Here is a 25,036-nt window from a genome sequence, read left to right as displayed (position 1 = left end):
GCCGGTGATCGGACAGAATGTCGTCATGAAGCTAGTACCCGTTCCCGATGATGCGAGCGCGGAGGGCATGCTCCGCCCCTTCCTCGCGCAGACCGTCAACTGGTCGATCGATTCCCCTCCGCTGTCCGATGCGCAGATCGCCGCGGACGACGTGCTGGCCGGATACCTGGACGGCTGGGGGCGACCGGGGGACACCGGCGTCGTCATCCTCGACGACGACGAGCAGGCGGTGGGCGCCGCGTGGGTCCGACTGCCGCACGACGGCTGGCGCGGCCTGGGGTGGGCCGGGGACCAGATCCCCGAACTCCGCATCGCGGTCGACCCGGCAGCGCAGGGCCACGGCTACGGCACGCACCTCGTACGCGCCGTCCTGGACCTGCTGCGCCTGTCCGGGCGCGGATCCGTGAGCCTCGCCGTGCATGAGCTGAATACGGCGGGGGAGTTCTTCGCGGAGAACGGCTTCGTCATCGCCGGGCGCGAAGGCGGTGCGGACATCCTGCTGCGCAGCATCTGAGGGGTCTGCTCAGGCGGCGCGCCCGGGTCGTCTCACGCGAACCGGACGAGTCCGCTCATGCGTTCAGCCCTGCGCGCGCTGGCAGGTCCGGGAGCCGCTCCTGCGTGAGCCACGGATCGAGCAGGGAGTGCGCATCGATGTCCGCGATCTCTGCGACGAGAGCGAAGAAGGTCTCCGCGTCCCCGTGGCCGTGCCGGTTCCGGGCGCACCACTCCTGGACGATCCGCCGGAAGTCCGCGTCCCCGACCGTGCGCCGCAGAGCCTCGAGCGTGAGCGCACCGCGCTTGTACACGCGATCGTCGAACATGTCCGGTCCGCCCGGATCGCCCACGCGGATGTCCTGCGGGAGGTCGACGTGCTCCGCGTGGACCTCGTCAGCGCAGTCTGCGATCGATCGCCTGTCCTTGGCGTCCGACCAGATCCACTCCGCGTAGCAGGCGAACCCCTCATTCAGCCAGAGGTCGCGCCAGCGGCGGATCGACACGGAATTGCCGAACCACTGGTGCGACAGCTCGTGGGCGACCAGCCTCTCCGCCTCCCAGGTGGGCAGCAGGTGGTTGGCGCCCAGGATGGAGAACGGCTGGGACTCGAGGGGGATCTCGAGAGCCTCGTGCGTGACGACGACGCCGTAGGAGTCGAACGGGTAGGGCCCGAACCAGTCCTCGAAGACGTCGAGCATCCGCCGCTGCTTCTTCAGGACGAGGGCCGCTGCATGCCAGGTGAGGCGGGGGGCGGCCAGCCACTGCGGAACTGTCCCGTCACCCTCGTCACCGGGCAGGTCGTCGATGCGGTAGCGGCCGATCTGGACGCTCGCGAGGTAGGGGGCCAGCGGCGTGTCCGAGGTCCACTCCCAGCGGGTGCCGCGGGAGGCTCTGCTCTTCCCCGTCAGCCGCCCGTTGGCGATGACGGAGTAGTCCGCGTCGGTGAGGACGCTGATGCGGTACGTCGCCTTGTGGGCCGGGTGGTCGTTGACCGGGTACCAGGTGGCCGAGCCGTTGGGCTGGCCCGCGACCAGCGAGCCGTCCTCCAGCTCCTCCCAGCCGACGTCTCCCCACGTCCCCATCACGGGCTCCGGAGTGCCGGAATAGCGGATCTCCAGGACGAGCTCGTCGCCGGGTCCCCTCTTCGCGGGCAGGGTGACGTCGACGTGGCGCTGACGCTGCCGGAAGCGCGCCCGCTGCCCGTCGACGCGGACGCGGTCGACCCCGAGTCCCACGAGGTCGACCCTCAGCGACGCGGCGTCGGCGAGTACGCGGACGCTCAGGCGGGCCGTCCCATCGAGGCGATTGGGGCCCAGTCGGTAATCGAGGTCGAGGTCGTAGTGCTCGACGGTGTAGTCCTCATGTCCCGAATCGGGGGTGTAGTCATCAAGCACGGACGTCAGTCCTCCTCGGAGGGGATGGTGGGCGCATCGATCCAGGGTACGACCGGATTGCCCATGAAGTACGCATTCGCCGGGACGAACTCACCGCGCATCACGAGGCTCGCGGGTCCGACGGTGGCCGCGTCTCCGATGGTTGCGGCCGGCAGGATGACGCTGTTCGGGCCGAGCGTGGCGCCCGGGTCGAGCGTGACGGTGTCGAGGCTCATGACGCGGTCGTGGAAGAGGTGGGTCTGGACGACGCAGCCCCGGTTGACGGTGGAGTTGTCTCCCAGGGAGACGAGATCGGCCTCCGGCAGCCAGTACGTCTCGCACCACACGCCGTGCCCGATCCTCGCGCCCAGCGCGCGCAGGTACCAGACGAGCGCGGGTGTGCCGACCGCCGTGCGCGCGAACCAGGGTGCGGCGACGAGCTCGACGAACGTGTCCGCGAGCTCGCTGCGCCAGATGAACGATGACCAGAGGGGATGCTCTGATCGGCGGATGCGTCCCACGCAGATCCACTTCGCAGCGACTGCGATGCCCGCGGCGACCGCCCCGGCGAGCATCATGACGACACCGGACAGGAGGAGCATGACGACCGCGGCGGCGGTGTTCGAGAGGGTCTGCGCGAGTGCCGAGTGGAGTCCGATGAGAGCGCCGATGACGCCCGTGACGACGAGCGCCCCGGCGATGACCGACAGCAGGCGCAGCGTCTCCCACATCCCCCGGAGGCGACGCAGGCGGGCCGACGGCTTGTACGTGAGCGCGGAGTCGGCCGCGACCTCCGAGCGACGGAGCTCGACGGGTGGGGAGCCGATCCAGCTCGAGCCCTTCTTGGCCTTGGTGGGTGCAGCGGACAGCACGGCGACGAGTGCGTTCTTCGGAACACGTCGACCGGCCGCAGCCATACCGGAATTGCCGAGGAAGGCGCGCTTGCCCACCTTCGCCCGTCCGACCCTCATCCAGCCGTTGCCCAGCTCGTAGCTCGCGACCATCGTGTCGTCCGCGAGGAACGCGCCGTCCGCGATCGTGGTCATCGACGGCACCAGGAGCACGGTCGACACCTCGACGTCTCGTCCCACCTTCGCGCCCAGCAGCCGCAGCCACACCGGGGTGAGGAGCCCTGCGTAGAGGGGGAAGAGGAGGTCGCGAGCCATGTCCATGATCCGCTCCGTCGCCCACACGCGGTAGCCCGCGAAGGACCTCACCGGGACGACGTCCTCCTTCATCCCGATCGCCAGTGCGCGCACCGCCAGCACGATCAGCAGCGCCGTGGTGGCGAACCAGGTGAGGCCGAGCACGGGGGACCAGGCGAGGAGGACGAGGGGCGTGACCGCGGCCTCGGGACCGGACACGGCGAACATGAGAGCCAGACCGGGGACGGCGGCGAGCAGGGGGATGGCGGCATGGAGGACGGAGCCGATCGCATAGAGCAGGAAGGGGGTGCGCCGACGGCGAGGAGGCGATTCGGGGAAGTCGATCTGAGCCTTGCGGACCCGCATGGCAGGCGAACCGGAGTACACCTGCCCCCGGCGCAGCTTCCCGTTCACAGCGGATCCGGGCTCGACGACGGCTCCTGCTCCCACCCGCGAGCCGGGCAGCAGCGTCAAACGGGCGCCGACGACCGCGTACTCGCCCACTCGGATCGGGCCGATGTGGACGACGTCGCCGTCGACCCACCAGCCCTTGAAGTCGACCTCCGGCTCGATGGAGGCGCCCTCGGCGAGTGTGAGCATCCCGGTGACGGGCGGGATCGAGTGCAGGTCGACGTTCGGGCCGATCCGATTTCCGAGCAGCCGGCCGTACCAGGTGACCCACGGCGCCGAGGCGACGGAGACGGCTGAGGCGAGGTCCGCCACGTGCTCCGCGAGCCACAGGCGCAGGTGCACGGAGCCGGAGCGCGGGTACGTGCCAGGTGAGACTCCGCGCAGCAGCGCTCGTGCTGCCCCCGCGGAGATGAGCATGCGGCCCCACGGGGTGACGAACACGCCGAAGAGCGCAACGATGAGCCACCAGCTCACCGTCGGGACCTCCATCCCCGCCAGACCCGCGAGATTCACGATGACCAGCGCGAGCACAGCCCACTTCATCGCGGCGAGCACGTGGACGGGGATGCCGAGCAGGGTCTGGAGCGCCTGCATCGAGTACCGCGTGCGCGTGATCGTCCGGCGAGCGCGCGCGGGCGCCGCATCGTCGGTCTCTGAGGCGACGTCGACGAGCGCACCGAAGCGGGGCACGGAGTACACGTCGCCGACCGTCACACCGGCGTGGCGCGTGCGCAGGCGGGAGACCAGCTGGGCGGCTGCGAGTGACCCGCCGCCGGAGTCGAAGAAGTCGGAGTCGAGGGTGGGCACGGTGCCCAGCACCGCCTCCCACTGGTCCGCGAACCAGCGCGTGGACTCGGGCAGTTCGTCGCGGTCGCCGTCTGCGGGCTCTTCACCGGGCAGGGGCCACGGCAGTGCATTGCGGTCGACCTTGCCGGAGGTCTTCGTGGGCAGGTCGTCGACGAGGACCAGCCGGGGCACCAGTGCCGGGGGCAGCTCCTGCCGCAGCAGTGCGGTCCAGTCCTCCCGCCGATCGTCGCCGGGTATCTCCGGGGCGAGGTACCCGATGAGCAGCTGCATGCCGGCGGGCGTGTCCTTCACAGCGGCGGCGCCGCCGGCCACTCCGGGCAGCGCTTGGAGTGAGGCGTCGATCTCTCCCAGTTCGATGCGGCGGCCGCCCAGCTTCACCTGCTCGTCTGCGCGGCCCACGAAGATGAGGCCCTCCGGGTCCATGACGACGAGGTCCCCGGAGCGGTATGCGCGCTCCCACCCGAGAGTGGGCATGGGCGCGTACTTCTCCGCGTCCTTGGCGGGGTCGAGGTAGCGGGCCAGGCCGACGCCGCCGATGATCAGCTCGCCGGTGGCCCCGTCGGCGACCGGGACGCCGGTCGCCGGGTCGACGATCGCCATGTCCCATCCGTCCAGCGGCAGTCCGATGCGCACGGGGTCCGATCCATCGAGTGGAGCCGCGCAGGTGACGACCGTGGCCTCGGTCGGGCCGTAGGTGTTCCAGACCTCGCGATCCTCGTCGGAGAGCCGGGCAGCCAGTTCAGGAGGGCACGCTTCCCCGCCGAAGATCAGCAGTCGGACGTTCGCGAGGGTCTCCGCGGGCCACAGCGATGCGAGGGTCGGCACGGTGGACACGACCGTGATGCCGCGGTTCGCGAGCCACGGGCCCAGATCCATGCCCGATTTCACGAGTGACCGGGGTGCGGGCACCAGGCAGGCACCGGATCTCCACGCGAGCCACATCTCCTCACAGCTCGCGTCGAACGCCACGGACAGGCCGGCGAGCACGCGGTCGCCGGGCCGCAGCGGCTCCGCGCTGCAGAAGATCCTCGCCTCGGCGTCGACGAAGGCCGCTGCGGAGCGATGCGAGACTGCGACGCCCTTCGGAGTGCCGGTGGAGCCCGAGGTGAAGATCACCCAGCAGTCATCGGACGGCTCCGGTGCTCTGAGCGGGGGGACCTGGTCCGGAGTGCGGCGGTGCCGGACGTCGATCGTGAACCCGTCGGTGACCACAGCGGCGCACTCCGCCTCGGAGAAGACGGTGCGCGCTCTCTCATCCGGATCGTCCACGTCGACGGGGACATAGGCGCCGCCGACCATGAGGATGCCGAGGATGGCCGTGTAGAGGTCCGTCGTCCCGGACGTGACGCGCACGCCCACTGTGTCGCCCGGCCCCACCCCGGCATCTGCCAGGGCGAGTGCGCGGTCCCGCATCGTCTCGAGCAGCTCCCGGTACCGCAGCACCGTCGTCCCGTCGTCGATGGCGGGCGAGTCCGGGTGCGCGGCAGCGGTCTCCATGATCAGATCGATGAGTGTGCGGGCAGAAGGCGCCCGATCGCCGGCGGGGAACTGCGGCGAGTGCATCTCCGTCGGAGACTCGTGGGGGAGGTGGGTCACGTGTCGGTGTCTCCTGCTCTGCGAGATGGACGGATCGATGATATCCGCAGCAGGTGAACGGAGGGTGTCGGGCAGGACGGAGTGCTGCCCGGTGTGAGCCCGGATACGATCGGCTCATGACTCACACGTTCGATGCACTCATCGCCTTGGAAGTTCCGACCGACGGGGCGCAGTCCACGCCCGATGCAGGGCCTGAGGGCCCCCGGACGGTCACCGCGAGGACCCATCCCGCGTGGGCGAACATGGTGGGCCCCTACGGCGGTGCGACCGCGGCGCAGGCGCTCGCCGGCATCACAGCGGATCCGCGGGCGCAGGGGCGCCCTGCCGCGCTCACCCTCAACTTCGCGGCGCCGGTCGAGGAGGGGACGATGGACATCGTCGTCGACCCCGTGCGGACGAATCGCTCGAACCAGCACTGGACCGTGCGCATCGATCAGGAGTCGGGCACGGTGCTCACAGGCACCGCGCTGCTAGCCCGGGGGCGCGAGACGTTCACCGACACAGAGCTGTCCGTCCCGCAGGTCCCCGCGCCCGCGGACGTCGACATCACCCCGTACCAGATGGCACTGCCGTGGATGGAGAACTACGTCTTCCGCATCGTGTCCGGGGTTCCGACTGCGGCCTCCGAATCGTCGGAGACCCTCATGTGGGTGTCGCAGACGCAGCCGCGGCCGTGGGACCACGTGTCCCTCGCGGCAGCCTGCGACGTGTTCTTCCCGCGGATCTTCGCCCGGACGGGCACACCGTCGCCGGCGGGGACAGTCAGCTACACCGTGTACTTCCACACCGCACCGGAGGCCCTGGCAGCCCAGGGCGAGCACCTCCTGTGCCGGGCGGCGGCCTCGCGCTTCCATGAGGGCCACTTCGACCAGATCGGTCACGTGTGGGGCGAGGACGGGGAGCTGCTCGCGACGACGACCCAGCTCGTGTACTTCAAGGGCGTGTGAGTCGGCGGATGGGTGGCAGTGGCGAAGGTGCCCGGTTCGACGACGCACTGTTCGGCGAGGACCTGCTTCCGCGGCCCCGCCGGGAGCTGGCTCCGGGTGCCGTCTGGGTCCCAGGATTCCTCACCCCGACGCAGCAAGCCTGGCTGGTCGACCGCTTCCACGAGTGGGCGGCGGGGCCGGTCCCGCCGCGGTCGGCGAAGATCCGCGGCCACGAGATGAGCGTGGAGACCGTGTGCCTGGGATGGCACTGGCGCCCCTACGCGTACTCGCGGGATGCCGTGGACGTGAATGGGAACGCGGTCCTCGACATGCCCGACTGGATGATCCGCCTGGGGCGCAGCGCGATCGAGGCGGCGTATGGAGAGCAGGCGAGCATGTCGGAGGAGACCCCCCATCTCGAGGGGGACTACACACCGGACACCGCGCTCGTGAACTTCTACGATGACGCTGCGCGGATGGGGATGCACCAGGACCGGGACGAGAGGTCCCGCGCACCGGTCGTGTCCCTGTCGATCGGGGATTCGTGCACCTTCCGGTTCGGCAACACGCAGACGCGCACGAAGCCGTACGAGGACATCGTCCTGGAATCCGGCGACCTGTTCGTCTTCGGCGGCCCCTCACGGATGGCCTTCCACGCTGTGCCCGCGGTCCACCCCGGCACAGCTCCGGCGGGCGTCGGACTGGAATCGGGCCGCCTCAACATCACACTGCGGGAGACGGGCCTGGAAGGATGACGATGGCGGAGACACAGGGCACGGTCGTGGGGGACGACGGCCTCGCACGACCGCCGTGGGCAGCGCACGATCCGCTCCTGCGCACGTACTACGACACGGAATGGGGGATGCCGGTCCGTGACGAGCGGGGGCTCTTCGAGCGCCTCAGCCTCGAGGCGTTCCAATCCGGACTGTCCTGGGCGACGATCCTCAGGAAGCGCCCCGCGTTCCGTGAGGCCTTCGCGGGCTTCGATCCCGACGCGGTCGCCGGGTTCGACGATGCGGACATCGCACGCCTGCTCGCCGATGCCCGCATCGTCCGCAACCGCGCGAAGATCCTCGCGACCGTCGGCAATGCACGGGCGACGGTCTCCCTGCGGGAGCGGGGAGGACTCGCAGAGCTGATCTGGTCCTTCCAGCCGCAGGAGACGCCCCGACCGCAGACTCTCGCGGAGGTCCCCACGCAGTCGGACGAGTCGCGTGCGCTCGCCCGCGCCCTGCGGCGCGAGGGTTTCCGGTTCGTGGGACCCACGACGATGTTCGCCCTCATGGAGGCGCTGGGCATCGTCGACACGCATCTCGTGGGATCCCACAGGAGGGGGACATCCGGGGTGTGGGACGCGTGAGAGCTTCGGTGCACTCGGTCAGCTCGAGTGATGAGTGTGAATGAGGAATGCCGGGACATCGTCTGCACGATGTCCCGGCATTCCTCAGATGGTCGGGCTAGCGGGATTCGAACCCACGACCTCTTGACCCCCAGTCAAGCGCGCTACCAAGCTGCGCCATAGCCCGTCGATTCCGCTGTGAACCGAGGATGACCTTATCCGAATGCTGAGTGGGAGGGCAAATTCTGCTGACAGCGCCCCGCGCGGCGCGGGGTGTGCTGGGAAGTCGCGCAGTCCGCGTCACCGGAATGCGATCTGCGCCACCGATGCGGCTATGCTGGGGTGGATTGACCTGACGAGGAGGAGTTGACATGGCTGATCTCACCTTTCCCGAAGGCCTGCACTATTCCGCAGAGCACGAGTGGGTCGACCGAACCGACGACGATTCGGTCGTCCGGGTAGGCATCACGGACTTCGCACAGGACTCACTCGGTGACGTCGTCTTCGTCGACATGCCTGAGGTCGGGGACACCGTCACCGCTGGTGAGTCGAGTGGTGAGGTGGAGAGCACGAAGAGCGTGTCCGACCTCGTCGCCCCGGTCTCCGGTGAAGTCATCACGGTGAACGAAGCGCTCGAGGACGCACCGGAGACGATCAACTCCGACCCGTATTCGGGCGGGTGGATCTATGACGTCCGACTGTCTGACCCGGCAGAGGTCGACGCACTGATGGACAGCGCCGCATACCGTGCGGCGGTCGAAAGCGAAGGAGCCTGATGTCTCAGCAGAACGGCGGGTTCCCCGACGGCCAGCAGCCGTGGCAGGGCCAGGAGTCGACGTCCGCGACACCACATGTCTTCCCGTTCGGGCAGCAGGGTGAGCCGGAGGCTGCTCCGCAGGAACCGCAGTACGACGCTCAGCAGGGTTCACAGCCCCAGAGCTCGCAGCCCGTTCCCCAGCAGGACTGGTCCCAGCAGCCGGCACCTCAGCAGTACAGCCCGCAGCAGTACGACCAGGGGCAGTACGACCAGGGAGTGCACAGCCAGCCCCAGCAGGGCTCGCAGCCTCAGGCATGGGGCCAGGCGCAGGTCGACCAGCAGTGGGCGCAGCAGCAGGGCCAGGTTCCCCCGCAGCAGTACGGCCAGCAGGCGCAGCCCGAACCGCAGGACTATGCGGGACAGGGCGATCAGTGGGCCCAGCCGCAGTCCGGGCAGTTCGGCTCCGGGCCCCAGCACCAGAGCCCCGACGGGCAGTCCGGCCACGCCTTCGGCTCACAGGGCCACACGCAGAGCGGTCCTCCGCAGCAGTGGAACGACCCGCAGGCCGGTTCGCAGATGGCAGCAGGACAGGAGCAGGGCAGCCCGGGGAATCAGCAGTTCTCCGGCATCCTCGACCCGCACACGGGTGAGATCCACCCCGTTCCCGATCTGCAGAACCTCGATGAGACGGACGCTCTCCTGGTCGTCGTGTCCGGTCCGGATGCCGGGGCACAGATCCTGCTCGATACGGACGTCGTCACGGTGGGACGCAGCCCCAATGCGGACATCTTCCTGGACGATGTGACGGTCTCGCGCAAGCACGCGGAGTTCGTGAGGACGCCGTCGGGCTTCACCCTGCGGGACACCGGATCGCTCAACGGCACCTACGTGGGTCGTCAGCTCATCGATTCGATCGAGCTCCAGAACGGTGCGGACGTGCAGATCGGGAAGTTCCGCATGATCTTCCAGCAGCGTCCGCGGACCAACTGAGCGCGGAACAGATGGCGGATCTCGAAGTAGAAGTCGTCGGAGTCAGGATCGAGCTCCCCGCGAATCAGCCGATCCTCGTCCTCAAAGCGGTCGAGCGGCCCCGATATCTGCCCATCTGGATCGGGTCGTCCGAATCGGCGCTCATCCAGATGACGCAGAAGGGGCTGGTCTCCGCTCGTCCGCTGACGCATCAGCTGCTGCTCGACGTCCTCGACCACTACGGTGCGAGCATTGAGCGGGTGACCGTCACAGGACGCGAGGAGCACACGTTCTACGCGCGCATCGACACGAGCGATGGGAAGCAGATCTCCGCTCGTCCGTCGGATGCGGTGCTCCTGGCCCTCACCGCGGATGCGCCCGTCTACGTGGCGGAGACCGTCCTGGATGAGGACGGCATCGACGCGCCTGAACCTGATGAGGACGCCGTGGCGCAGTTCCGGGAGTTCCTCGATCACGTGTCCGCTGAGGACTTCAGCCCGGACGCAGAGGCAGAAGACGGACCGGACGGCGCGTCGGATTCCGACGACGCTGAACCCGACCAGGCCGGAGGACCCGACCAGGCCGGAGAGCCCGGGCGGGCGGATGCGTCCGACCCGTCCGATGATCCCGATGACGATCCGTCCGCGGAGGACGCGGACGGCCGCTGACGCGCCTCGCGCTCGGCACGAACGACCAGAGAAAGGCTCGATATGAGCTTGCACGCTGACCCGCGCTTCGATGCAGTGGGATCCGTCCGCGCGACCCCGGAGACCCTCGCAGGACTCGAGGAATGGCGCGGTCTCGATCCGCAGCAGCAGCCCACCTATCAGGATGCGGCGGAGCTCGAGAAGGCGATGGCGGAACTGCGTGCTGTTCCCCCGCTCATCTTCGCCGGCGAAGCGGATCTGCTGCGCAGCCGCATCGCGGACGCCGCGGCGGGCAGGGCCTTCATCCTCACCGGCGGCGACTGCGCGGAGACGTTCGCGGATGCTGAGGCGGACAAGATCCGGCGCCGCATCCAGACCGTCCTCCAGATGGCGGCGGTCCTCACCTACGGTGGGTCCGTCCCGGTCGTGAAGATGGGCCGCATGGCCGGTCAGTTCGCCAAGCCGCGGTCATCGGATTCGGAGACCCGTGAGGGGACCACGCTTCCGTCCTACCGCGGCGACATCGTCAACGACCATGCCTTCACACCGGAAGGCCGTCGTCACGATCCGAACCGCCTGCTGCAGGCGTACCACGTCTCCGCGTCGACGCTGAACCTCATCCGCGCATTCACGCAGGGCGGCTTCGCCGATCTGCGGCGCGTCCACGAGTGGAACCAGGGCTTCCTCGGTTCGAACCCGAACTACCACCGCTACGAGCAGATCGCGCGCGAGATCGATCGTGCGCTGAAGTTCATGGCGGCCTGCGGTGCGGACTTCGATGCGATCAACTCGGTCGAGTTCTTCGCCGCTCACGAAGCGCTGCTGCTCGAATACGAGAGCGCCCTGACCCGGATCGATTCGCGGACGGGCAATCCGTACGCGGTGTCCGGCCACTTCCTCTGGATCGGTGAGCGGACCCGTGACGTCGACGGCGCGCACGTCGACTTCCTGTCCCGCGTCCACAACCCGATCGGTGTGAAGCTCGGACCCACGACGACGAAGGACGACGTCATGCGTCTGGTCGACAAGCTCGACCCGGAGCGCACTCCCGGCCGCCTGAGCTTCATCACCCGCATGGGCGCCGGCCAGATCCGCGAGAAGCTGCCCACCCTGCTGGCCGAGGTCGGGGCGGAGCTGCCGCAGGTCGCGTGGGTGTGCGACCCGATGCACGGCAACACGATCACGTCGGGCAACGGCTTCAAGACCCGGCGCTTCGAAGACGTGGTCGAAGAGGTCTCCGGCTTCTTCGACGCGCATGCCGAAGCGGGCACGATCCCCGGCGGACTGCACGTGGAGCTCACGGGCGACGACGTCACGGAGGTCCTGGGCGGCGGAGCGGAGATCGACGAGGAGGGCCTGCGTCGTCGCTACGAGACCCTGGTCGACCCTCGCCTCAACCACGATCAGTCACTCGAGATGGCGTTCCAGGTGGCGGAGCTGCTCACGAAGGCCACGCGCGCGTGACTCATCGGCCCCGGCCCACGATCGACCTGCGGTCCGACACGCTCACGCGCCCCACCCCCGCGATGCGGACGGCGATGGCGGAGGCGGAGGTCGGCGACGACGTCTATGCCGAGGACCCGACGATCAACGCGCTCGAAGAGCGTCTCGCGGAGATGTTCGGCCACGAGGCGGGTCTGTTCTGCGCGTCGGGCTCCCTCACGAACATGCTGGGGGTCGCCGTGTCCGTGGGCCGGGGACAGGAGCTCCTCGCGGAGTCGCGTGCACACGTGCTGCGCTCCGAGGTGGGGGGCCACGGCGCGATCGCCGGCGTCACGAGCCGCACGTGGATCTCTCCCGACGGTACGCTGAGTGCCGATGACGCGATCGCCCTGGCCGCGGACGCTCGCGGGTACAACCAGGTCGGGACCGCGCTCATCGCAGTGGAGAACACGCACAACTTCTCCGGAGGGCGCATCGCGGACATCGACGAGCTGCGCCGGCTCCGCGGACTCACCGATGCCCGCGGCATCCGCATGCACATGGATGGGGCCCGCGTGGCCAACGCCATCGTCGCGTCAGGAACCTCATTCGCAGATCAGGGTGCGGTGGTGGACACGATGAGCGTCTGCCTGTCGAAGGGCCTCGGCGCCCCGGTGGGCAGCGTGCTGACCGGTTCTGTCGCCCTCATCGACGAGGCGCGCTACCTCCGCAAGCGCTATGGGGGAGGAATGCGCCAGGCGGGGATCCTCGCGGCTGCGGGCATGTACGCCCTCGACCACCATCTGGACCGCCTCGCCGATGACCACGCGCATGCCGCGCTCATCGCTCAGGAGGTTGCCGCTGCGGTCCCCGCATTCGTGGACCCCAGCACCGTCGAGACGAACATCGTCCTGCTGCGCACCGGTGGAGCAGGCGTCAGCGCCGATGACTTCGCACGCGCGGCCGCTGACAGGGGAGTCCGCCTCATCGCGATGAACGCGGACGAATGCCGTCTCGTCACGCACCTGGATGTCTCCGAGCAGGACGCACGCGACACCGCGCGCATCCTGGCGGAGCTCGCTGAGGAGTCCGCGAACGCGGCCTGATCGTCGCTCGACCTCACACCGCCGTCATCCTCGCGGACGATCAGTCGTCTGCCGACCCGGAATCGCTCGACCCGGAATCCGACGAGTCCGAGTCGCCGGATTCCTCATCCTCATCGGCTGATGCGTCCTCCGACGGCTCATCCGCCGGTTCTTCGCCCTTCGACACTGTGAGCATGACGAGCGCGCCCTCGTCCGAATCCTCGCCGCCGCGGGGTGTCTGCGAGATGACCTTGCCCTTCGCGACCTCATCGGAGTACTCATCGTCGCGGGAGATCCGGAATCCCTCGCGGGCGAGGTTCCCGAACGCCGTGTCGTAGTCGAGTCCGGTCACGATGGGGACAGACACGGGCTCGACCCCCTTCGAGATGACGAGGTCGACCGGTGTGGCCTTCTCCGCCGGCTCGCCGCCCGGTTCGCCCTGGCTCACCACGTCGCCCTCCGGCACATCGTCGGAGAACTCGCGTGTGATCTTGCCGAGCACCATGCCGGCGGATTCGAGCGTCGTGCGTGCGTCCGCCTCCGCGGAGCCGGTGACGTCAGGGACGGTGAAGAGCTCTTCGCCCTGGGACACGGTAACCGTGACGACGGATCCGCTGTCGAGCTCGGTGCCCGCTCCCGGGTCCACGTCGAGGATCCGTCCCTCCGGGATCGACTCGCTGTAGCCCTCGGACGTCTCGGCGCGGAGGCCGGCGTCCTCGACGAGACTGATGTACTCCTCCGGGTCCTGCCCCGCGGTGACGTCCGGGACCACTGCGGTGCGGTCGGTGAGTGCGACGGCGGCACCGACCGTGAGGACCGCGGCGACGAGCACCGCGATCAGTGCGACCAGCACTCCGCGCCGTCGCCTGCGCTTCCGGCCGTCGGTCGTGGACGAGCCCGCCGCCGAGGTCCCGGCGGCGGTCGCCGCCGTCGCACCGGATGCTCCCTCACCGTCCTGCGCGGGGTCGGTCTCCGGCGCCTCGGCATCAGTCGTGGACCCCGCCGCCGCGGCGGCGCCTGTCTTGACGATCGCCGGGTCGTCGGATGAGGGCTCGTCAGATGTGGACTCGTCGGATGAGGACTCGTCGTCGTGGAGGTAGGGGATCTCGTCGGTGCCGGCGCCTGTGCGGACAGGGGCGGAATCGGCGCTGGGTTCGAAGATCGTCGCGGTCGGCACCAGGATCGGGCGAGTGGCGAAGGCGGGGTCGTCCAGCGCCTTCTCGTGGCCGAGGTCCAGTTCCTCGTCCGTGAGAGTGGATCGTGCCTCCGCGACCGCTTCGCGCAGCGCCGTCGCAGTCTGGGGACGGTCATCCGGGTTGCGGGACGTCGCCCACAGCACCAGGGCGTCGAAGCGCGGGCTGAGCCCGGGCCGCTCATCCGAGGGCGGCGGCACATCCTCGTGGACGTGGCGGTACGCGACCTGGATGGCGACGTCGTCGGTGTACGGCTGGAAGCCGGTGAGCATCTCGTAGAGCATGATGCCGACCGTGTAGAGATCGGTGCGTCCGTCTGCGCCGGTGCGGGTGACCAGCTCCGGTGCGACGTAGCCCACGGTGCCCATGAGCGTCTTCGTGGTGGTGGCCGCGCTCACGGCACGGGCGAGGCCGAAGTCCGCGAGCTTGATCTGACCGTCCGCGCCGAGCAGCACGTTGTCGGGCTTGAGATCGCGGTGGATCATCTCTGCGGAGTGGACCGCCTCGAGTCCCGCGAGGATCGCATCGAGCACGATGACGGCCTGTCGCGGAGTCAGCGTCCCCCTGTGGCGGAGCTCCTTGCGCAGCGTGACGTTGGGGAGGTACTCCATGACCAGGTACACGGAGTCGCCGTCGCGGCCGGTGTCATGCACCGCGACGAGGTTGGGGTGGATGAGGGTCGCCGCGGATCGTGCCTCTCGCTGGAAGCGCTCGACGAAGCCCTCGTCATCGAGCAGATGGCGGTGCATGATCTTGAGTGCGATGACGCGGTCCAGGCGCAGGTCGGTGCCCTTGTAGACCATCGCCATGCCGCCGCGCGCCACGGCGTCGTCGATCCGGTACCTGTCGTCGAGCACCTGACCGATCAGCGGATCGGTGAGCGTGGTCATCGTCCTCCCTCCGCTCGTGCCCTGTCGGTCAGGATCTGCACATTCGCCGCGAACCGCTGTGCGTCGCGGTACGGTCCGTGCAGCCGGACGGAGGCGAGCCCCTGGTAGTAGCCGTGGAGTGCTTCTGTCTGCGTCTGCGCGCGCTCGAGGAGCGACGCGAGGATCGTGACGCCGGCCGTCACGTTGTCGGCGGGATCGAGCACGTCGAGCGCGCGTCCGATCGTGTGGGCCGCGCAGTGCGCGGCGTGCGGTGTCGTCTGCATGATCCCGATGGCGTTCCCGGGGCTCACGACGGCGTGGTTGAATCCGCTCTCCGTCTGCGCGACGGCGAGTGCGAGGTGCGGTTCGAAGCCCAGCTCACGGGAGACGCGCTCGACGAGAGCACGTGCTGCGCGGCGGGACGGAACCGGACGCGCGAGCAGGCTGCGTCGATTGATGCGCGCAGCCTTAGCGGTGTCGTCCGGATACCCCTCGGTCGGGGCCGACAGCGACGGAAGATCCAGTGCGTCCGTCCGCGGCCGCGCACTCATGGCGCCCGTGCCGGACAGGCTGAGCAACTCTCCCTCGACGATGAGCTGCGACGTGCCCATGGCGTTGGCCCGCTGCAGGTCCGCTGGACTGCGACGGTGCCGCGCAGCGATCGACTGGAGGGTTTCGCCGGGCCGTGCACGGTGGGTGGCGGGACCGTCGGTCACCTGACGCTCCGGAAGCGAGAGGATCTGACCGGGACGCAGCTGGGGGCGTCGTGCCAGGCCGTTGAGGTCGACGAGCGCGGGGACCGATACTCCGAACCGCGCCGCGACGTTCACCAGGTCATCGCCCTTGCGGACTCGGTACGTGCGGCCGCCGTGGGTGGCCGGGACGGATTCCGACGCGGTGCCGGAGGTGAAGCCCGGTGCTGTGGCGACGTCGAGGGGGAGCGCGGGCGCGTGGTCCGACTCCTGGGTCTGCGGCGCGTCCGCCGGCGATGACAGCAGCGCGGAGACCATGAAGGGATCCGGCGCGGTGGAGGTCCGTGCTCGGTCCCGGCGGCGCGCGGTGGGCGCTGGGTGCTCCGTCGACAATGTCATCATCCGTCCTGCAGGTGGTCCGGTGCTCGTGGGGGAAGTCGGCATCACGCAGACGGGAACAGCGTATCCAGGCCGGGCAGTGAACCGGCGGCACCTGACAGGCGTGTCGCGATGGGGGAGGCGGAAGACCGCCGCGAGTCGTTAGGCTGGGAGGGTGAATGGATCAGAAGAACTCGTAGACGCATGGTTGCCGCTCCCCGACATCGCTGAGCGGTCCGGGCTGGGGATCTCGAAGGTGCGCAGGCACATCGAGGACCGGGCGCTGATCGGAGTGAGGCGGGGCGACCGCGATGTGTTCCAGGTTCCGGAGCTCTTCCTGGACGCTGACTCGCTGCCGCTCAAGCACCTGCGCGGCACGCTCACGACCCTGATGGATGCGGGCTTCGATGAGGAGGCGGCGATCGTGTGGCTCTTCACGCCCGACGAGACGCTCCCCGGTCGGCCCATCGACCTGCTGCAGGCGGGGAACAAGGGCGAGGTCCGCAGGCGCGCGCAGGCACTGGCACTCTGACCTGCCTATCGGGCGGGCCGGTGCGCGGCGTGTCCGCGCGCCCGATCACCGGTGCCGCTGCGTCAGCGCATCGGCGAATCCCTCCAGGACCGCCGCATCGTCGCGCGCGACGCCCAAGCGCACCAGCTCATCCAGCGCGGTGAGCGCCCGCGCCGTCTCCGTCTCGATGAGGCGCTCGAATGCGCTCAGCGCCCCGCAGTCGGTCATGATCGCCGTCATCCGGGTGACGTCATCCCCGGAGATGTCCTCAGCCCCCAGCCTCGCCTCGAACCAGCGTGCATCGGCCTCCGCGGCGCGGTCGAGAACCTCTGCGACCAGGATCGTCCGCTTTCCCTGGACGAGGTCGTCGCCGGCGGGCTTCCCCGTGACCTGCGGATCGCCGTAGACGCCCAGCACGTCGTCGCGCATCTGGAACGCACGGCCCAGGGGCAGCCCGAACGCTGCGAGAGCCGCCCGCAGGGCGTCGTCGGCGTCCGCGAGCGCTGCTCCGAGCACCAGCGGCTGGACGACCGTGTACTTCGCGGTCTTGTGCGTGAGGACTTCGTCCGCGCGCTCGCGCAGCTCCGCACGCGGTGCGTTCACCGCCTGGAGCTCGATGTCGAGGAACTGGCCCAGCATGACGTCCCGGCGCAGAGCGGCGTGCGCGTCTCGCGCCGCCGGTGCGTTGGCGAAGCCGGCGGAGTCGAACAGCTCCTCGCTGAGTGCGAGGCAGAGATCGCCGCCGATGATGCCCGCTCCCGTTCCGTACAGGACCGGATCGCCGCTCATGCTCAAGCGCGCGTGGGCATCGCGGAAGCTGGCGTGCATCGCCGGTCTTCCGCGACGTGTCTCCGAATCGTCGATGATGTCGTCGTGGACCAGCGCCGCGGCGTGGAGGAGCTCGACCGATCCGGCGGCCGCCGCGATCGCTCCGGCATCAGCGCCGCCGGCCAGTTCGTATCCCCACCACGTGAGGACTGCGCGGACGCGCTTTCCGCCGGAGGTGAACGTCCGCAGCGGATCCATGAGCCTGTCTGCGACGGGGGAGATCTCCCGCAGGGTCGTCGCCGTGCTGGTGAGGAACGTCTCGAGGGTCGCATCGACACGGGCCCGGACCTCGGTGTCGGGGGTCAGTCTGCCGCTGCGCGGCCCGTCCGCGTGGCTCGCGGTCACGGAAGGACCTTGCCGCCGACCGATACGAGCAGGCCGTCTCCGCCGTCCGGATCCGGTGCGATGCTCACGGCGAGGGTCTGACCCGCTTCATCGGAGTGATACGACTGCGAGGTGACGTCTGCGTCGGACGAGGGATCGCCCACGGGTTCGAAATCGGCGTCCTCGAAGTGGTCGCTGTAGAACTCGAGCACGTCCTCTTCCGATGAGGTGGTGCGCATCGTGAGGTTCGCGACGACGGGCTGCCCGTCGGCGGCCGGTTGGACGGACGAGAGGACCACCTCGGAATCTGGAAGCGGCGGGATCGCAGACGGGAAGCCGTCGACGACCGCTCCGCTGGTGGCCTGCACCTCAGGGCCCGAGGGCGTCTCGGCCTCTTCCGGAGCATCCGTGCCCGCACCGGTGGCGGACTCCTCAGCGGAGGGAGCGGACTCTGTCGGGGGAGCGCTGTCGCCGTCCGTTTCCGGAGCGGAGCAGCCGGCGAGCGCGAGTGCGGCGGCCGTGCAGGCGAGCACGGTCCAGGGAGAGCGGAGTACCATGCAGACCAGAGTACCGCGCGGGGGTGGATGTGAGTCGAAAGCAGCTTGCCCGGGGCGGGGGCGACCTCGACCGACTGGGCACCGACGACGCCGGATGTGTGATCCTCCACATCGACATGGACGCCTTCTTCGTGGGCGTCGAGCTTCTCAGCCGTCCTGACCTGGTGGGTCGACCGGTGGTCGTGGGCGGCAGCGGAGGCCGGGGCGTGGTCGTGTCCGCGAGCTACGAGGCCCGCGCATACGGAGTGCACGCGGCCATGCCGGTGGGCAGAGCGATGACGCTGTGCCCGCAGGCGATCCTCATCCCTCCGTCCAGGGGCCTCTACAGCGCGTACTCGCAGCAGGTCTTCGACATCGTGGCCCGGGTGACCGACGACTACGTCCGGGTGAGCATCGATGAGGGCTACGTCGACGTGACCTCGGCGGTGCGCAGGCTGGGTTCGCCGGGTCGCATCGCCCAGGACCTCCGCGCGGTGATCCGGAGAGAGACCGGACTCGTGGCGTCCATCGGGGCGGCGTCGACGAAGGTCGTGGCGAAGCTGGCCTCCACCCGGGCGAAGCCCGATGGGCTGCTGGTCGTGCCCGTCGACGAGGTGGCGGCGTTCCTCCGCCCGATGCCCGTCGAGGCGCTGCCGGGCGTGGGGCAGAGCACGCAGAACGCCTTCGCCCGGTACGGTCTCCGCACGATCGCGGATCTGGCTGATGCCGACGAGGCGTGGGTGGCGCGGACATTCGGCGCGCACGGCAGAACGCTGCGGGACTTCGCCCACGGCATCGACGATCGTCCGCTCCGCAGTGAGCCGAAGGACCACTCCGTGAGCGCCGAGCATACGTTCGCCGAGGACGTGTGGGATCCCGAGATCCTGGAGATCGAGCTGCTCCGCCTCTGCGACGACGTGGCCGGTCGCCTGCGGAAGGAGGGCGCCACGGCACGCGGGGTGGGGCTGAAGTACCGGTTGGCGGACTTCACCACCTTCAGCCGTTCGGTGACGCTGCCCGTGCCCAGCGACCTCCCGCACGACCTGCGCACTGCACTGCTCGGCCCGCTGCGCAGGCTGCGGGCCGAGCATCGTGCAGGTGTGAGACTGCTGGGAGTCCGCGCGCACGGACTCGCCGACCTCGCATCCTCAGGGCGGCAAGGATCCCTGTTCGAGGTCGACGAATCGGGGGAGTCGACCACCGGCGACGGGTCGACAGGTGACTCCGCGGAGGGGGCGAGCGACGCCCAGCGCGCCCTCGACGAGGTGAGGCGCCGATTCGGCGGAGACTCGATCACGGCCGCCTCACTGCTGCGCCGAGGATGACGGCTGGGCTATTTCCCAGGTTGGCGACTATCATGGGAGGAGTATCGCGGCGCCTCGCGGAATCATTCCGCTCCGCGTCAGCGGACACCGCGCAGATCACGAATCGAGGAGATCGGGATGGCTCTCTCAGACCACGAGCAGCAGCTGCTGGACCAGCTCGAACAGCAGCTGAGGGAAGACCCCAGTTTCACCCGCAGCATCTCCGAGGATCAGCCGGTCGGTCCGGGGGCCGGATTGTCCGCCACTCGCGTCGTCATCGGTGTCGTGGGCGTCGTCATCGGACTGGCCATCGTGCTCGGTGCGATCTGGTCGGGCATCTGGCCGCTCGGTGTGCTCGGCTTCGCCGTCATGGTGGGCGGCGGCTTCTGGGCGCTGTCGTCGGGCAAGACGCCCACCGCTGAAGCGCCGCCGTCGCGCCCGGCAGGCGGGCCCGGCCCGTCGACTGGCCAGACCGGCCAGAACGGCCGGAAGTCCTCCGGGTTCATGGACCGGATGGAGGATCGCTGGGACAAGCGCCGCGGCGGGCAGTGATATTCCTCACGCCTGAGCGCCGGCTCTGACGTCATTCGAACCCCGGCACTCACGATCAGCTGATCGTGAGTGCCGGGGTTCAGTCGTCTTCAGATGACACGCGCGCGTCGCGTCGGACCCGTCGCACCCGTGAAGCCGCCCCTCCGAGGGGCCGCCTCCTCATGAGCCCTGCCTCCCCGTGAGCTCCGCCTCCCCGTGACCCGACCGGTGTGCCCGCCGGACCACGGGGGAGCGGCCCCTGCCTCAGCTGTCTCCCGCACCGGTCTGCGGGGCCGCGGCCTCCGGCGCCTGCTTCCGCGAGACCTCACGCCCCCGCGGCACCCGCTGGAAGAGGCTGCGCGGCAGGATCGTCGCACGGATGCGGCTCCACACGCCCATGTCTCCAGCACGTGCGCTGCGCAGAGCGGCGATGAGTCGTGCGGACTCGTCGGTGGAGGGCACAGCGCGTTCGTCCGCGCCGCCTCCGTACCGCAGAGCTTCGGCTGCATCCGCCGCGCGTGCGAGGGTCTGCGCGTCGTCGGGCTCGAGCCCCGTCGCCAGGCGCTGCTCGTGATCGCGCAGCGTCCGACTGCGGTCCCAGCCGCGGCCGTCGTCGATCGCCGTCGCAGCGATCTCCTCCCACACGCCTTCCGCACGGGCAGTCGCTCCACCCGACAGGCGGGATCGGCGCATGAGGATCCGAATGACTGCGGGAACGACGAGGAGCAGTGCGAGCAGCACGGCTCCGACGGTGAGGACGAGCCATGTCGGCACAGAGCCGGACAGCGGGTCCGCGTCGTCGGCGGCCTCGGTCTCCTCCTCCTCGGCCGGAGGCGTCTCCTGAGCGGTCTCCGTCTCCTCGGCCGTCTCCTCGGTCGGGGATGCGCTCTCGTCGTCGGAGCCCTCGCCTCCGCCGCTGGCGTCCGCCCACGGCGGCGGGTCGCCGGCAGGGCCGCCGGGGGTGGGTTCGAACCGCACCCAGCCGGCCCCCTCGAAGTAGAGCTCCGGCCAGGCGTGGGCCTGGTTGAGGCGGACTTCGAACTCACCGTCGCCCGTGGGCGTTCCCGCCGTGAAGCCGACGCCGATCCGGGCGGGTATGCCGAGCGACCTCGCCATCGCGGTCATCGCTCCGGAGAACTGCACGCAGTATCCGCGACGATCGCGCAGGAAGTCCTCGAGTGCGGACCCCGACGCGTCGGCCGGCGCGTCGAGGGAGTACTCAAACTCGTCGCTGCGGAGCCAGTCCTGCAGCGCCACGGCGGACTCCCATTGGTTCTCGGATCCCTCCGTGACGTCCTGCGCAGTCGTGCCGATGACGTCCGGGACGTCGTCCGGAAGCTCGAGTGCGGACTCGAACTCGTCCTCGTCGACGGGCTCCGCCTCCACGAGCTGGTCGACGGTGGGCTCGACCGACCGATAGTCGACCGTGTACTCCGCGTCGGTGGACAGCACTCCGTTGCCGACGATCGTGAGTGTGGACGGATCGTAGATCCACCGCCGCTCCACTCCGTCCACGGAGGACGGCGCGTAGGGCGCCGGCAGGTGCTGCTCATCGAGGTCCGTGATCGAGATCTGCGCGGACCGCTCGACGACCGGAGTGTCGGCGGCGACGCCCGCGGGCCGGGGGAGTCCGTCCGCGGCGACGGCGAACGGATCGATGTCGAAGGGCTCCGGCATCCACGTCGTGCCGTCGAACGCGCTCACGCTCGTGAGTCGGATCGGAGGTGCCAGCGGATCATCGGTGGAGTAGGTGAACACCACCTGGTCGTTCGACTGATCGAGGTCGGCGTGGAGGTCGAGGAACGGGTTGATGACCGTGATGTCCTCGGGCTGCCCGAGCGGCTGCTGCGGACGCTGGGCGACGGGCGGGAGCAGCATCGGCAGCCCCACGCCCAGCACCAGCGCAACAGCACCGGCCACGATGGAGAAGGCTGCGGCTCTCCGCATGCGCACCGCGAGGTAGCGCGACAGCATGAGCACGACGAAGGCGCCGCCGATCGCCGCGAAGTGATGCCACGCCAGCTGGGGGCCGGCCAGGAACACCGGGATGATCCAGATGAGCAGCAGGAGGATGCCGCCGATCTTCGGCGCGCGCAGATCGGCGACGAGACCGTCGATGAGGATCGTGATGAGGCCGATGCCCACGACCAGGATCGCGGTGAAGCCCGGGGTCGACGGCGCCGGGGCAGTGGTCGCATAGATGTCGTCGATGCCGGAGCCGAGGACTGAGAAGAGTTCGGCGAATGCGCCCGGGCTCGGCACGCCGAACGGCATGGCGGACGGGACGCAGAGGTATAGGGCCGCGATGACGGCCAGGATGCACTGGCCGAGGACCGCGGATCCGGTGGCGCGGATCGCGGGGATCGCGCGGAGCAGCGCGCCGCTGACCACGACGAGCGCGATCATGACGAGCGTCGGCGGGAGCCATGCCCAGTCGGCGAAGATCGCGCTCACGCTGTAGGCGGCGAGCATCATCGCGAGCGCTGTGCAGACCGCGGGGAGCCAGGGGGCGGTGTCGTGACGTGCTCCGACGCCGCTCTGGGGAGACCCGTCGGCCGTGGGAGACGGGGGCGCGGGAGCCGTCGTGGGGCCGGCGCTCATCGCACTGCTCCCGCGTCCCGGCGCCACTGGTGGGGCACGTTGAGGGCACCGCCGAACAGTGTGGTGTCGAGGCTCACCCCATCGTCGTCGAGCTCTTCGACGACGAACCGGGAGCGTGCCTGCCCGCGTGGCAGCTTCGAGCTGAGGGCATCGGCGCGTGCGGTCGACAGGGCGCAGATGGACACGTGCCATGCGGACTTCGGAACGTTCGTGTCGTCGGGGACCTGGGCACCGGCGGGGTGACGAGCGGATTCGAGTCGGACCGCGTCGCGTCCTCGTCCGCTGGCCAGGAGCAGCCGGGTCGGGCCCGACCAGAAGATCACCTCCGAGTCCCTGTCGAGGTGGTGGAGCGCAGCGGCTGCTGCGGCCGTCACCGCGATGTCCGCGCCGTGCCCTTCGGGGTCTGCGCCGAGAGTGTCGAGCAGGATGACGGCGGTGGGCGTCTCCTCATGGGCGCGCTCGCGGACCATGAGCTCGCCCAGGCGCGCCGTCGACGACCAGTGGACGTGCCTCATGTCGTCACCGGGGACGTATTCGCGCGTGTGGAAGTCGAGCGTCGACGTGCCGCGCAGCAGGCGGTCGGAATCCGACTGGTCGAGGCTGGTCCGCGGTGCGGCGTGCACCGGGAGCCGCTGGTCCGGCACTGCGACCGCGACCGTGAGGCGGGTGCCGGTCCGCCGACGGCGGGTGACGAGGCCGAAGGGCCCGTCGATGCGCAGGCCGACGTCCGCGACTCCGCTGATGCCGCGACGGGTGGGGATGACGGTGACCGAGGCTCCGTCCTCTCCGCGCGCGGAGAGGCCCGGGAGCTTCAGCGTCCGGTCCGGGCCGAAGCCGTCCTCCATGCGCAGATCCAGTGTGAACGACCCGACGGGGAGCGGGGTCCTGTTCTGGACGCTCAGGTCGATCTGCGCCTCCTTGCCGACCGTGGTCAGCGGGCTGCCGTCCACATGGCGGGTCCGTGACGAGAGGGCCACGGCGAGGCGCCCCGATGCGACGGCGACGACGAGCCCGGACAGGATGACGAGCGCGACGAGGAGGAGGCCCGCGGGGAGCATGCCCGGGAGAGAGAAGCGGTAGGCCGCGATCCCCAGCGCCGCCCCGAGGAGCAGGAAGATGAGCCCGGAGGCGGTGGGACGCATCAGCGCACCGGCACCCGGCGGAGGATGTCCCCCACGATGGACGCCGCGAGCTGGGGGTCGTCGCCCTCGCGCGGGACGATGCGGTGGGAGAGGACGTCGACGGCCAGGCTCTGGACGTCGTCGGGAGTGACATAGCCGCGTCCGCCGAGCACGGCGAGGACCTTGGCCGTCCGCAGCAGCTGCACGCCGGCGCGGGGTGACGATCCCAACGCGATGGCGGGGTCGTTCCGCGTCGCGTCCAGCAGGGACACGATGTACGCACGCAGCTCCGGGGTCGCCTGCACGTGGCGGATGAGGTCCCGCGCCTGCGTCACCTCGTCGAGGGTCGTCACAGCAGAGGTCTGCGCCAGGGGGTCGTACTCGACGTGGTGGTCGAGCATGTCCGACTCTGCGGCTGAAGACGGGTAGCCGATCGAGATGCGCGCGGTGAAGCGGTCGCGCTGCGCCTCCGGGAGAGAGTACGTGCCCTCCATGTCCACGGGGTTCTGGGTCGCGACGACCATGAAGGGCTGCGGCATGCGGTACGTCGTGCCATCGACGCTCGCCTGGTTCTCCGCCATGCACTCGAGCATCGCGGACTGCGTCTTGGGGGAGGCGCGGTTGATCTCGTCCGCGATCACCACGTTCGCGAACACCGGGCCCGCGCGGAACTCGAACGCACGTGTCTCCTGGTTGAAGATGCTCACACCGACGACGTCGGACGGCAGGAGGTCCGGGGTGAACTGGACGCGGCGGACGCTTCCGCCGACGACTCGCCCGAGCGCCTTGGCCAGGAGCGTCTTGCCCACGCCCGGAACGTCCTCGAGGAGGAGATGTCCTCCGGAGAACAGGGTGATGAGCGCAGTGCGGACAGCGTGATCCTTGCCGTCCAGCACGCTGTTCATCGCCGCACGCGACTTCTGTGCGACGGATTGGATGTGCGTGATGTGGTCGTTCCCGAGCGCGGTCATGGCGCCCATTCTCCCCTACAGGCCAGCACTGCTCCACTTCGCGTGTGCGGGGTCACCCCACTTGCCTCCGCTGAGCGCCTCCGGCCAGTGCTCCCCACCGCCCTCCCCGGCTCTCCCCACTCACCTCCACTCGCGCCCTCCACTCGCCTCCACCGTGCTCAGAGGCGCGCGGGAGGCACGCGGCGCGACGAGCGCTATACCCCTC

Annotated in this window: 21 protein-coding genes and 1 tRNA gene; 12 read left to right on the top strand and 10 right to left on the bottom strand. The window is 69.6% G+C overall.

Annotation, left to right across the window (positions count from 1 at the left end; all coding sequences use genetic code 11):
• The first annotated feature begins 25 nt into the window (after nt 1-25).
• Nucleotides 26-514 carry a GNAT family N-acetyltransferase gene (locus FM105_RS07715; RefSeq protein WP_143275847.1) on the top strand — a complete coding sequence of 163 codons (489 nt, stop codon included), beginning with the start codon at nt 26-28 and terminating at the stop codon, nt 512-514.
• A gap of 55 nt (nt 515-569) precedes the next feature.
• Here the strand turns inward: FM105_RS07715 and FM105_RS07710 are convergent, their stop codons facing one another.
• Together FM105_RS07710 and FM105_RS07705 are read right to left on the bottom strand one after the other, a co-directional pair.
• The gene (locus tag FM105_RS07710; protein WP_087006967.1) at nt 570-1,889 is read right to left on the bottom strand and encodes a M1 family metallopeptidase; all 1,320 of its coding nucleotides are present in this window, start codon (nt 1,887-1,889) and stop codon (nt 570-572) included.
• Between the two features lie 5 nt (nt 1,890-1,894).
• Nucleotides 1,895-5,794, bottom strand: coding sequence for a Pls/PosA family non-ribosomal peptide synthetase (locus FM105_RS07705; protein WP_087007058.1), 3,900 nt, complete (start codon nt 5,792-5,794; stop codon nt 1,895-1,897).
• A 149-nt stretch (nt 5,795-5,943) separates the two neighbouring features.
• Here FM105_RS07705 and FM105_RS07700 point away from each other — a divergent pair, with 149 nt between their 5' ends.
• From FM105_RS07700 to FM105_RS07690, 3 genes are read left to right on the top strand one after another with little or no spacing between them, the layout of a single operon-like run.
• Nucleotides 5,944-6,774 carry a thioesterase family protein gene (locus tag FM105_RS07700; RefSeq protein WP_087006965.1) on the top strand — a complete coding sequence of 277 codons (831 nt, stop codon included), beginning with the start codon at nt 5,944-5,946 and terminating at the stop codon, nt 6,772-6,774.
• Nucleotides 6,775-6,782: 8 nt separating this feature from the next.
• Nucleotides 6,783-7,508 (top strand): alpha-ketoglutarate-dependent dioxygenase AlkB family protein, encoded by a 726-nt coding sequence (locus FM105_RS07695; RefSeq protein WP_087006963.1) that lies wholly within the window; start codon nt 6,783-6,785, stop codon nt 7,506-7,508.
• A gap of 2 nt (nt 7,509-7,510) precedes the next feature.
• Nucleotides 7,511-8,113: a DNA-3-methyladenine glycosylase I gene (locus FM105_RS07690; RefSeq protein ID WP_218777926.1), complete on the top strand. Its 603-nt coding sequence runs from the start codon at nt 7,511-7,513 to the stop codon at nt 8,111-8,113.
• 89 nt (nt 8,114-8,202) lie between these two features.
• Here the strand turns inward: FM105_RS07690 and FM105_RS07685 are convergent.
• Nucleotides 8,203-8,279: transfer RNA gene (locus tag FM105_RS07685), tRNA-Pro, on the bottom strand.
• A 184-nt stretch (nt 8,280-8,463) separates the two neighbouring features.
• Here FM105_RS07685 and gcvH point away from each other — a divergent pair.
• From gcvH to FM105_RS07660, 5 genes are read left to right on the top strand one after another with little or no spacing between them, the layout of a single operon-like run.
• Nucleotides 8,464-8,868 (top strand): glycine cleavage system protein GcvH, encoded by a 405-nt coding sequence (gene gcvH / locus FM105_RS07680; protein ID WP_087006959.1) that lies wholly within the window; start codon nt 8,464-8,466, stop codon nt 8,866-8,868.
• Nucleotides 8,868-9,839 (top strand): FHA domain-containing protein, encoded by a 972-nt coding sequence (locus tag FM105_RS15045; RefSeq protein WP_087006957.1) that lies wholly within the window; start codon nt 8,868-8,870, stop codon nt 9,837-9,839. Before gcvH ends, FM105_RS15045 begins: the two co-directional genes overlap by 1 nt.
• Nucleotides 9,840-9,850: 11 nt before the next feature.
• Nucleotides 9,851-10,486 (top strand): bifunctional nuclease family protein, encoded by a 636-nt coding sequence (locus FM105_RS07670; protein ID WP_087006955.1) that lies wholly within the window; start codon nt 9,851-9,853, stop codon nt 10,484-10,486.
• Nucleotides 10,487-10,528: 42 nt separating this feature from the next.
• A complete protein-coding gene (locus FM105_RS07665) occupies nt 10,529-11,929 on the top strand; it encodes a class II 3-deoxy-7-phosphoheptulonate synthase (protein WP_087006953.1) in 1,401 nt (466 codons plus the stop codon).
• On the top strand, nt 11,926-12,993 hold the full coding sequence (locus tag FM105_RS07660; RefSeq protein WP_256970293.1) for a threonine aldolase family protein: 1,068 nt from the start codon (nt 11,926-11,928) through the stop codon (nt 12,991-12,993). Before FM105_RS07665 ends, FM105_RS07660 begins: the two co-directional genes overlap by 4 nt.
• A 40-nt stretch (nt 12,994-13,033) precedes the next feature.
• On the opposite strand, the gene FM105_RS07655 is transcribed toward FM105_RS07660, so the two are convergent.
• Together FM105_RS07655 and FM105_RS07650 are read right to left on the bottom strand one after the other, a co-directional pair.
• The gene (locus FM105_RS07655) at nt 13,034-15,055 is read right to left on the bottom strand and encodes a protein kinase domain-containing protein (protein ID WP_087006952.1); all 2,022 of its coding nucleotides are present in this window, start codon (nt 15,053-15,055) and stop codon (nt 13,034-13,036) included.
• The gene (locus tag FM105_RS07650) at nt 15,052-16,125 is read right to left on the bottom strand and encodes a transglycosylase SLT domain-containing protein (protein WP_179207118.1); all 1,074 of its coding nucleotides are present in this window, start codon (nt 16,123-16,125) and stop codon (nt 15,052-15,054) included. Before FM105_RS07650 ends, FM105_RS07655 begins: the two co-directional genes overlap by 4 nt.
• A 154-nt stretch (nt 16,126-16,279) precedes the next feature.
• Here FM105_RS07650 and FM105_RS07645 point away from each other — a divergent pair, with 154 nt between their 5' ends.
• Entirely contained in the window at nt 16,280-16,636 is a 357-nt protein-coding gene (locus FM105_RS07645) for an Rv2175c family DNA-binding protein (RefSeq protein WP_087006948.1), read from the top strand.
• Nucleotides 16,637-16,681: 45 nt separating this feature from the next.
• Here the strand turns inward: FM105_RS07645 and FM105_RS07640 are convergent, their stop codons facing one another.
• Together FM105_RS07640 and FM105_RS07635 are read right to left on the bottom strand one after the other, a co-directional pair.
• A complete protein-coding gene (locus FM105_RS07640) occupies nt 16,682-17,788 on the bottom strand; it encodes a polyprenyl synthetase family protein (protein ID WP_087006946.1) in 1,107 nt (368 codons plus the stop codon).
• Nucleotides 17,785-18,324, bottom strand: a complete 540-nt coding sequence (locus tag FM105_RS07635; RefSeq protein WP_101599283.1) for a hypothetical protein — start codon at nt 18,322-18,324, stop codon at nt 17,785-17,787. Before FM105_RS07635 ends, FM105_RS07640 begins: the two co-directional genes overlap by 4 nt.
• 29 nt (nt 18,325-18,353) lie before the next feature.
• On the opposite strand from FM105_RS07635, the gene dinB reads away from it, so the two are divergent.
• Both dinB and FM105_RS07625 read left to right on the top strand, forming a co-directional pair.
• Nucleotides 18,354-19,628 carry a DNA polymerase IV gene (gene dinB, locus FM105_RS07630; protein WP_179207117.1) on the top strand — a complete coding sequence of 425 codons (1,275 nt, stop codon included), beginning with the start codon at nt 18,354-18,356 and terminating at the stop codon, nt 19,626-19,628.
• Nucleotides 19,629-19,745: 117 nt separating this feature from the next.
• Complete coding sequence (locus FM105_RS07625) at nt 19,746-20,159, top strand: DUF3040 domain-containing protein (RefSeq protein WP_087006940.1); 414 nt, start codon at nt 19,746-19,748, stop codon at nt 20,157-20,159.
• 243 nt (nt 20,160-20,402) lie between these two features.
• Here the strand turns inward: FM105_RS07625 and FM105_RS07620 are convergent, their stop codons facing one another.
• From FM105_RS07620 to FM105_RS07610, 3 genes are read right to left on the bottom strand one after another with little or no spacing between them, the layout of a single operon-like run.
• Complete coding sequence (locus tag FM105_RS07620) at nt 20,403-22,739, bottom strand: transglutaminase family protein (protein WP_179207116.1); 2,337 nt, start codon at nt 22,737-22,739, stop codon at nt 20,403-20,405.
• Nucleotides 22,736-23,881 (bottom strand): DUF58 domain-containing protein, encoded by a 1,146-nt coding sequence (locus FM105_RS07615; RefSeq protein WP_101599286.1) that lies wholly within the window; start codon nt 23,879-23,881, stop codon nt 22,736-22,738. The genes FM105_RS07620 and FM105_RS07615 overlap by 4 nt, the downstream gene beginning before the upstream one ends.
• On the bottom strand, nt 23,881-24,831 hold the full coding sequence (locus FM105_RS07610) for an AAA family ATPase (RefSeq protein WP_087006936.1): 951 nt from the start codon (nt 24,829-24,831) through the stop codon (nt 23,881-23,883). Before FM105_RS07610 ends, FM105_RS07615 begins: the two co-directional genes overlap by 1 nt.
• Between the last annotated feature and the right edge of the window lie 205 nt (nt 24,832-25,036).

This window comes from Brevibacterium yomogidense (assembly GCF_900163715.1).
GTDB lineage: Bacteria > Actinomycetota > Actinomycetes > Actinomycetales > Brevibacteriaceae > Brevibacterium > Brevibacterium yomogidense_A.
This window is presented reverse-complemented; position numbering and strand designations above follow the sequence as displayed.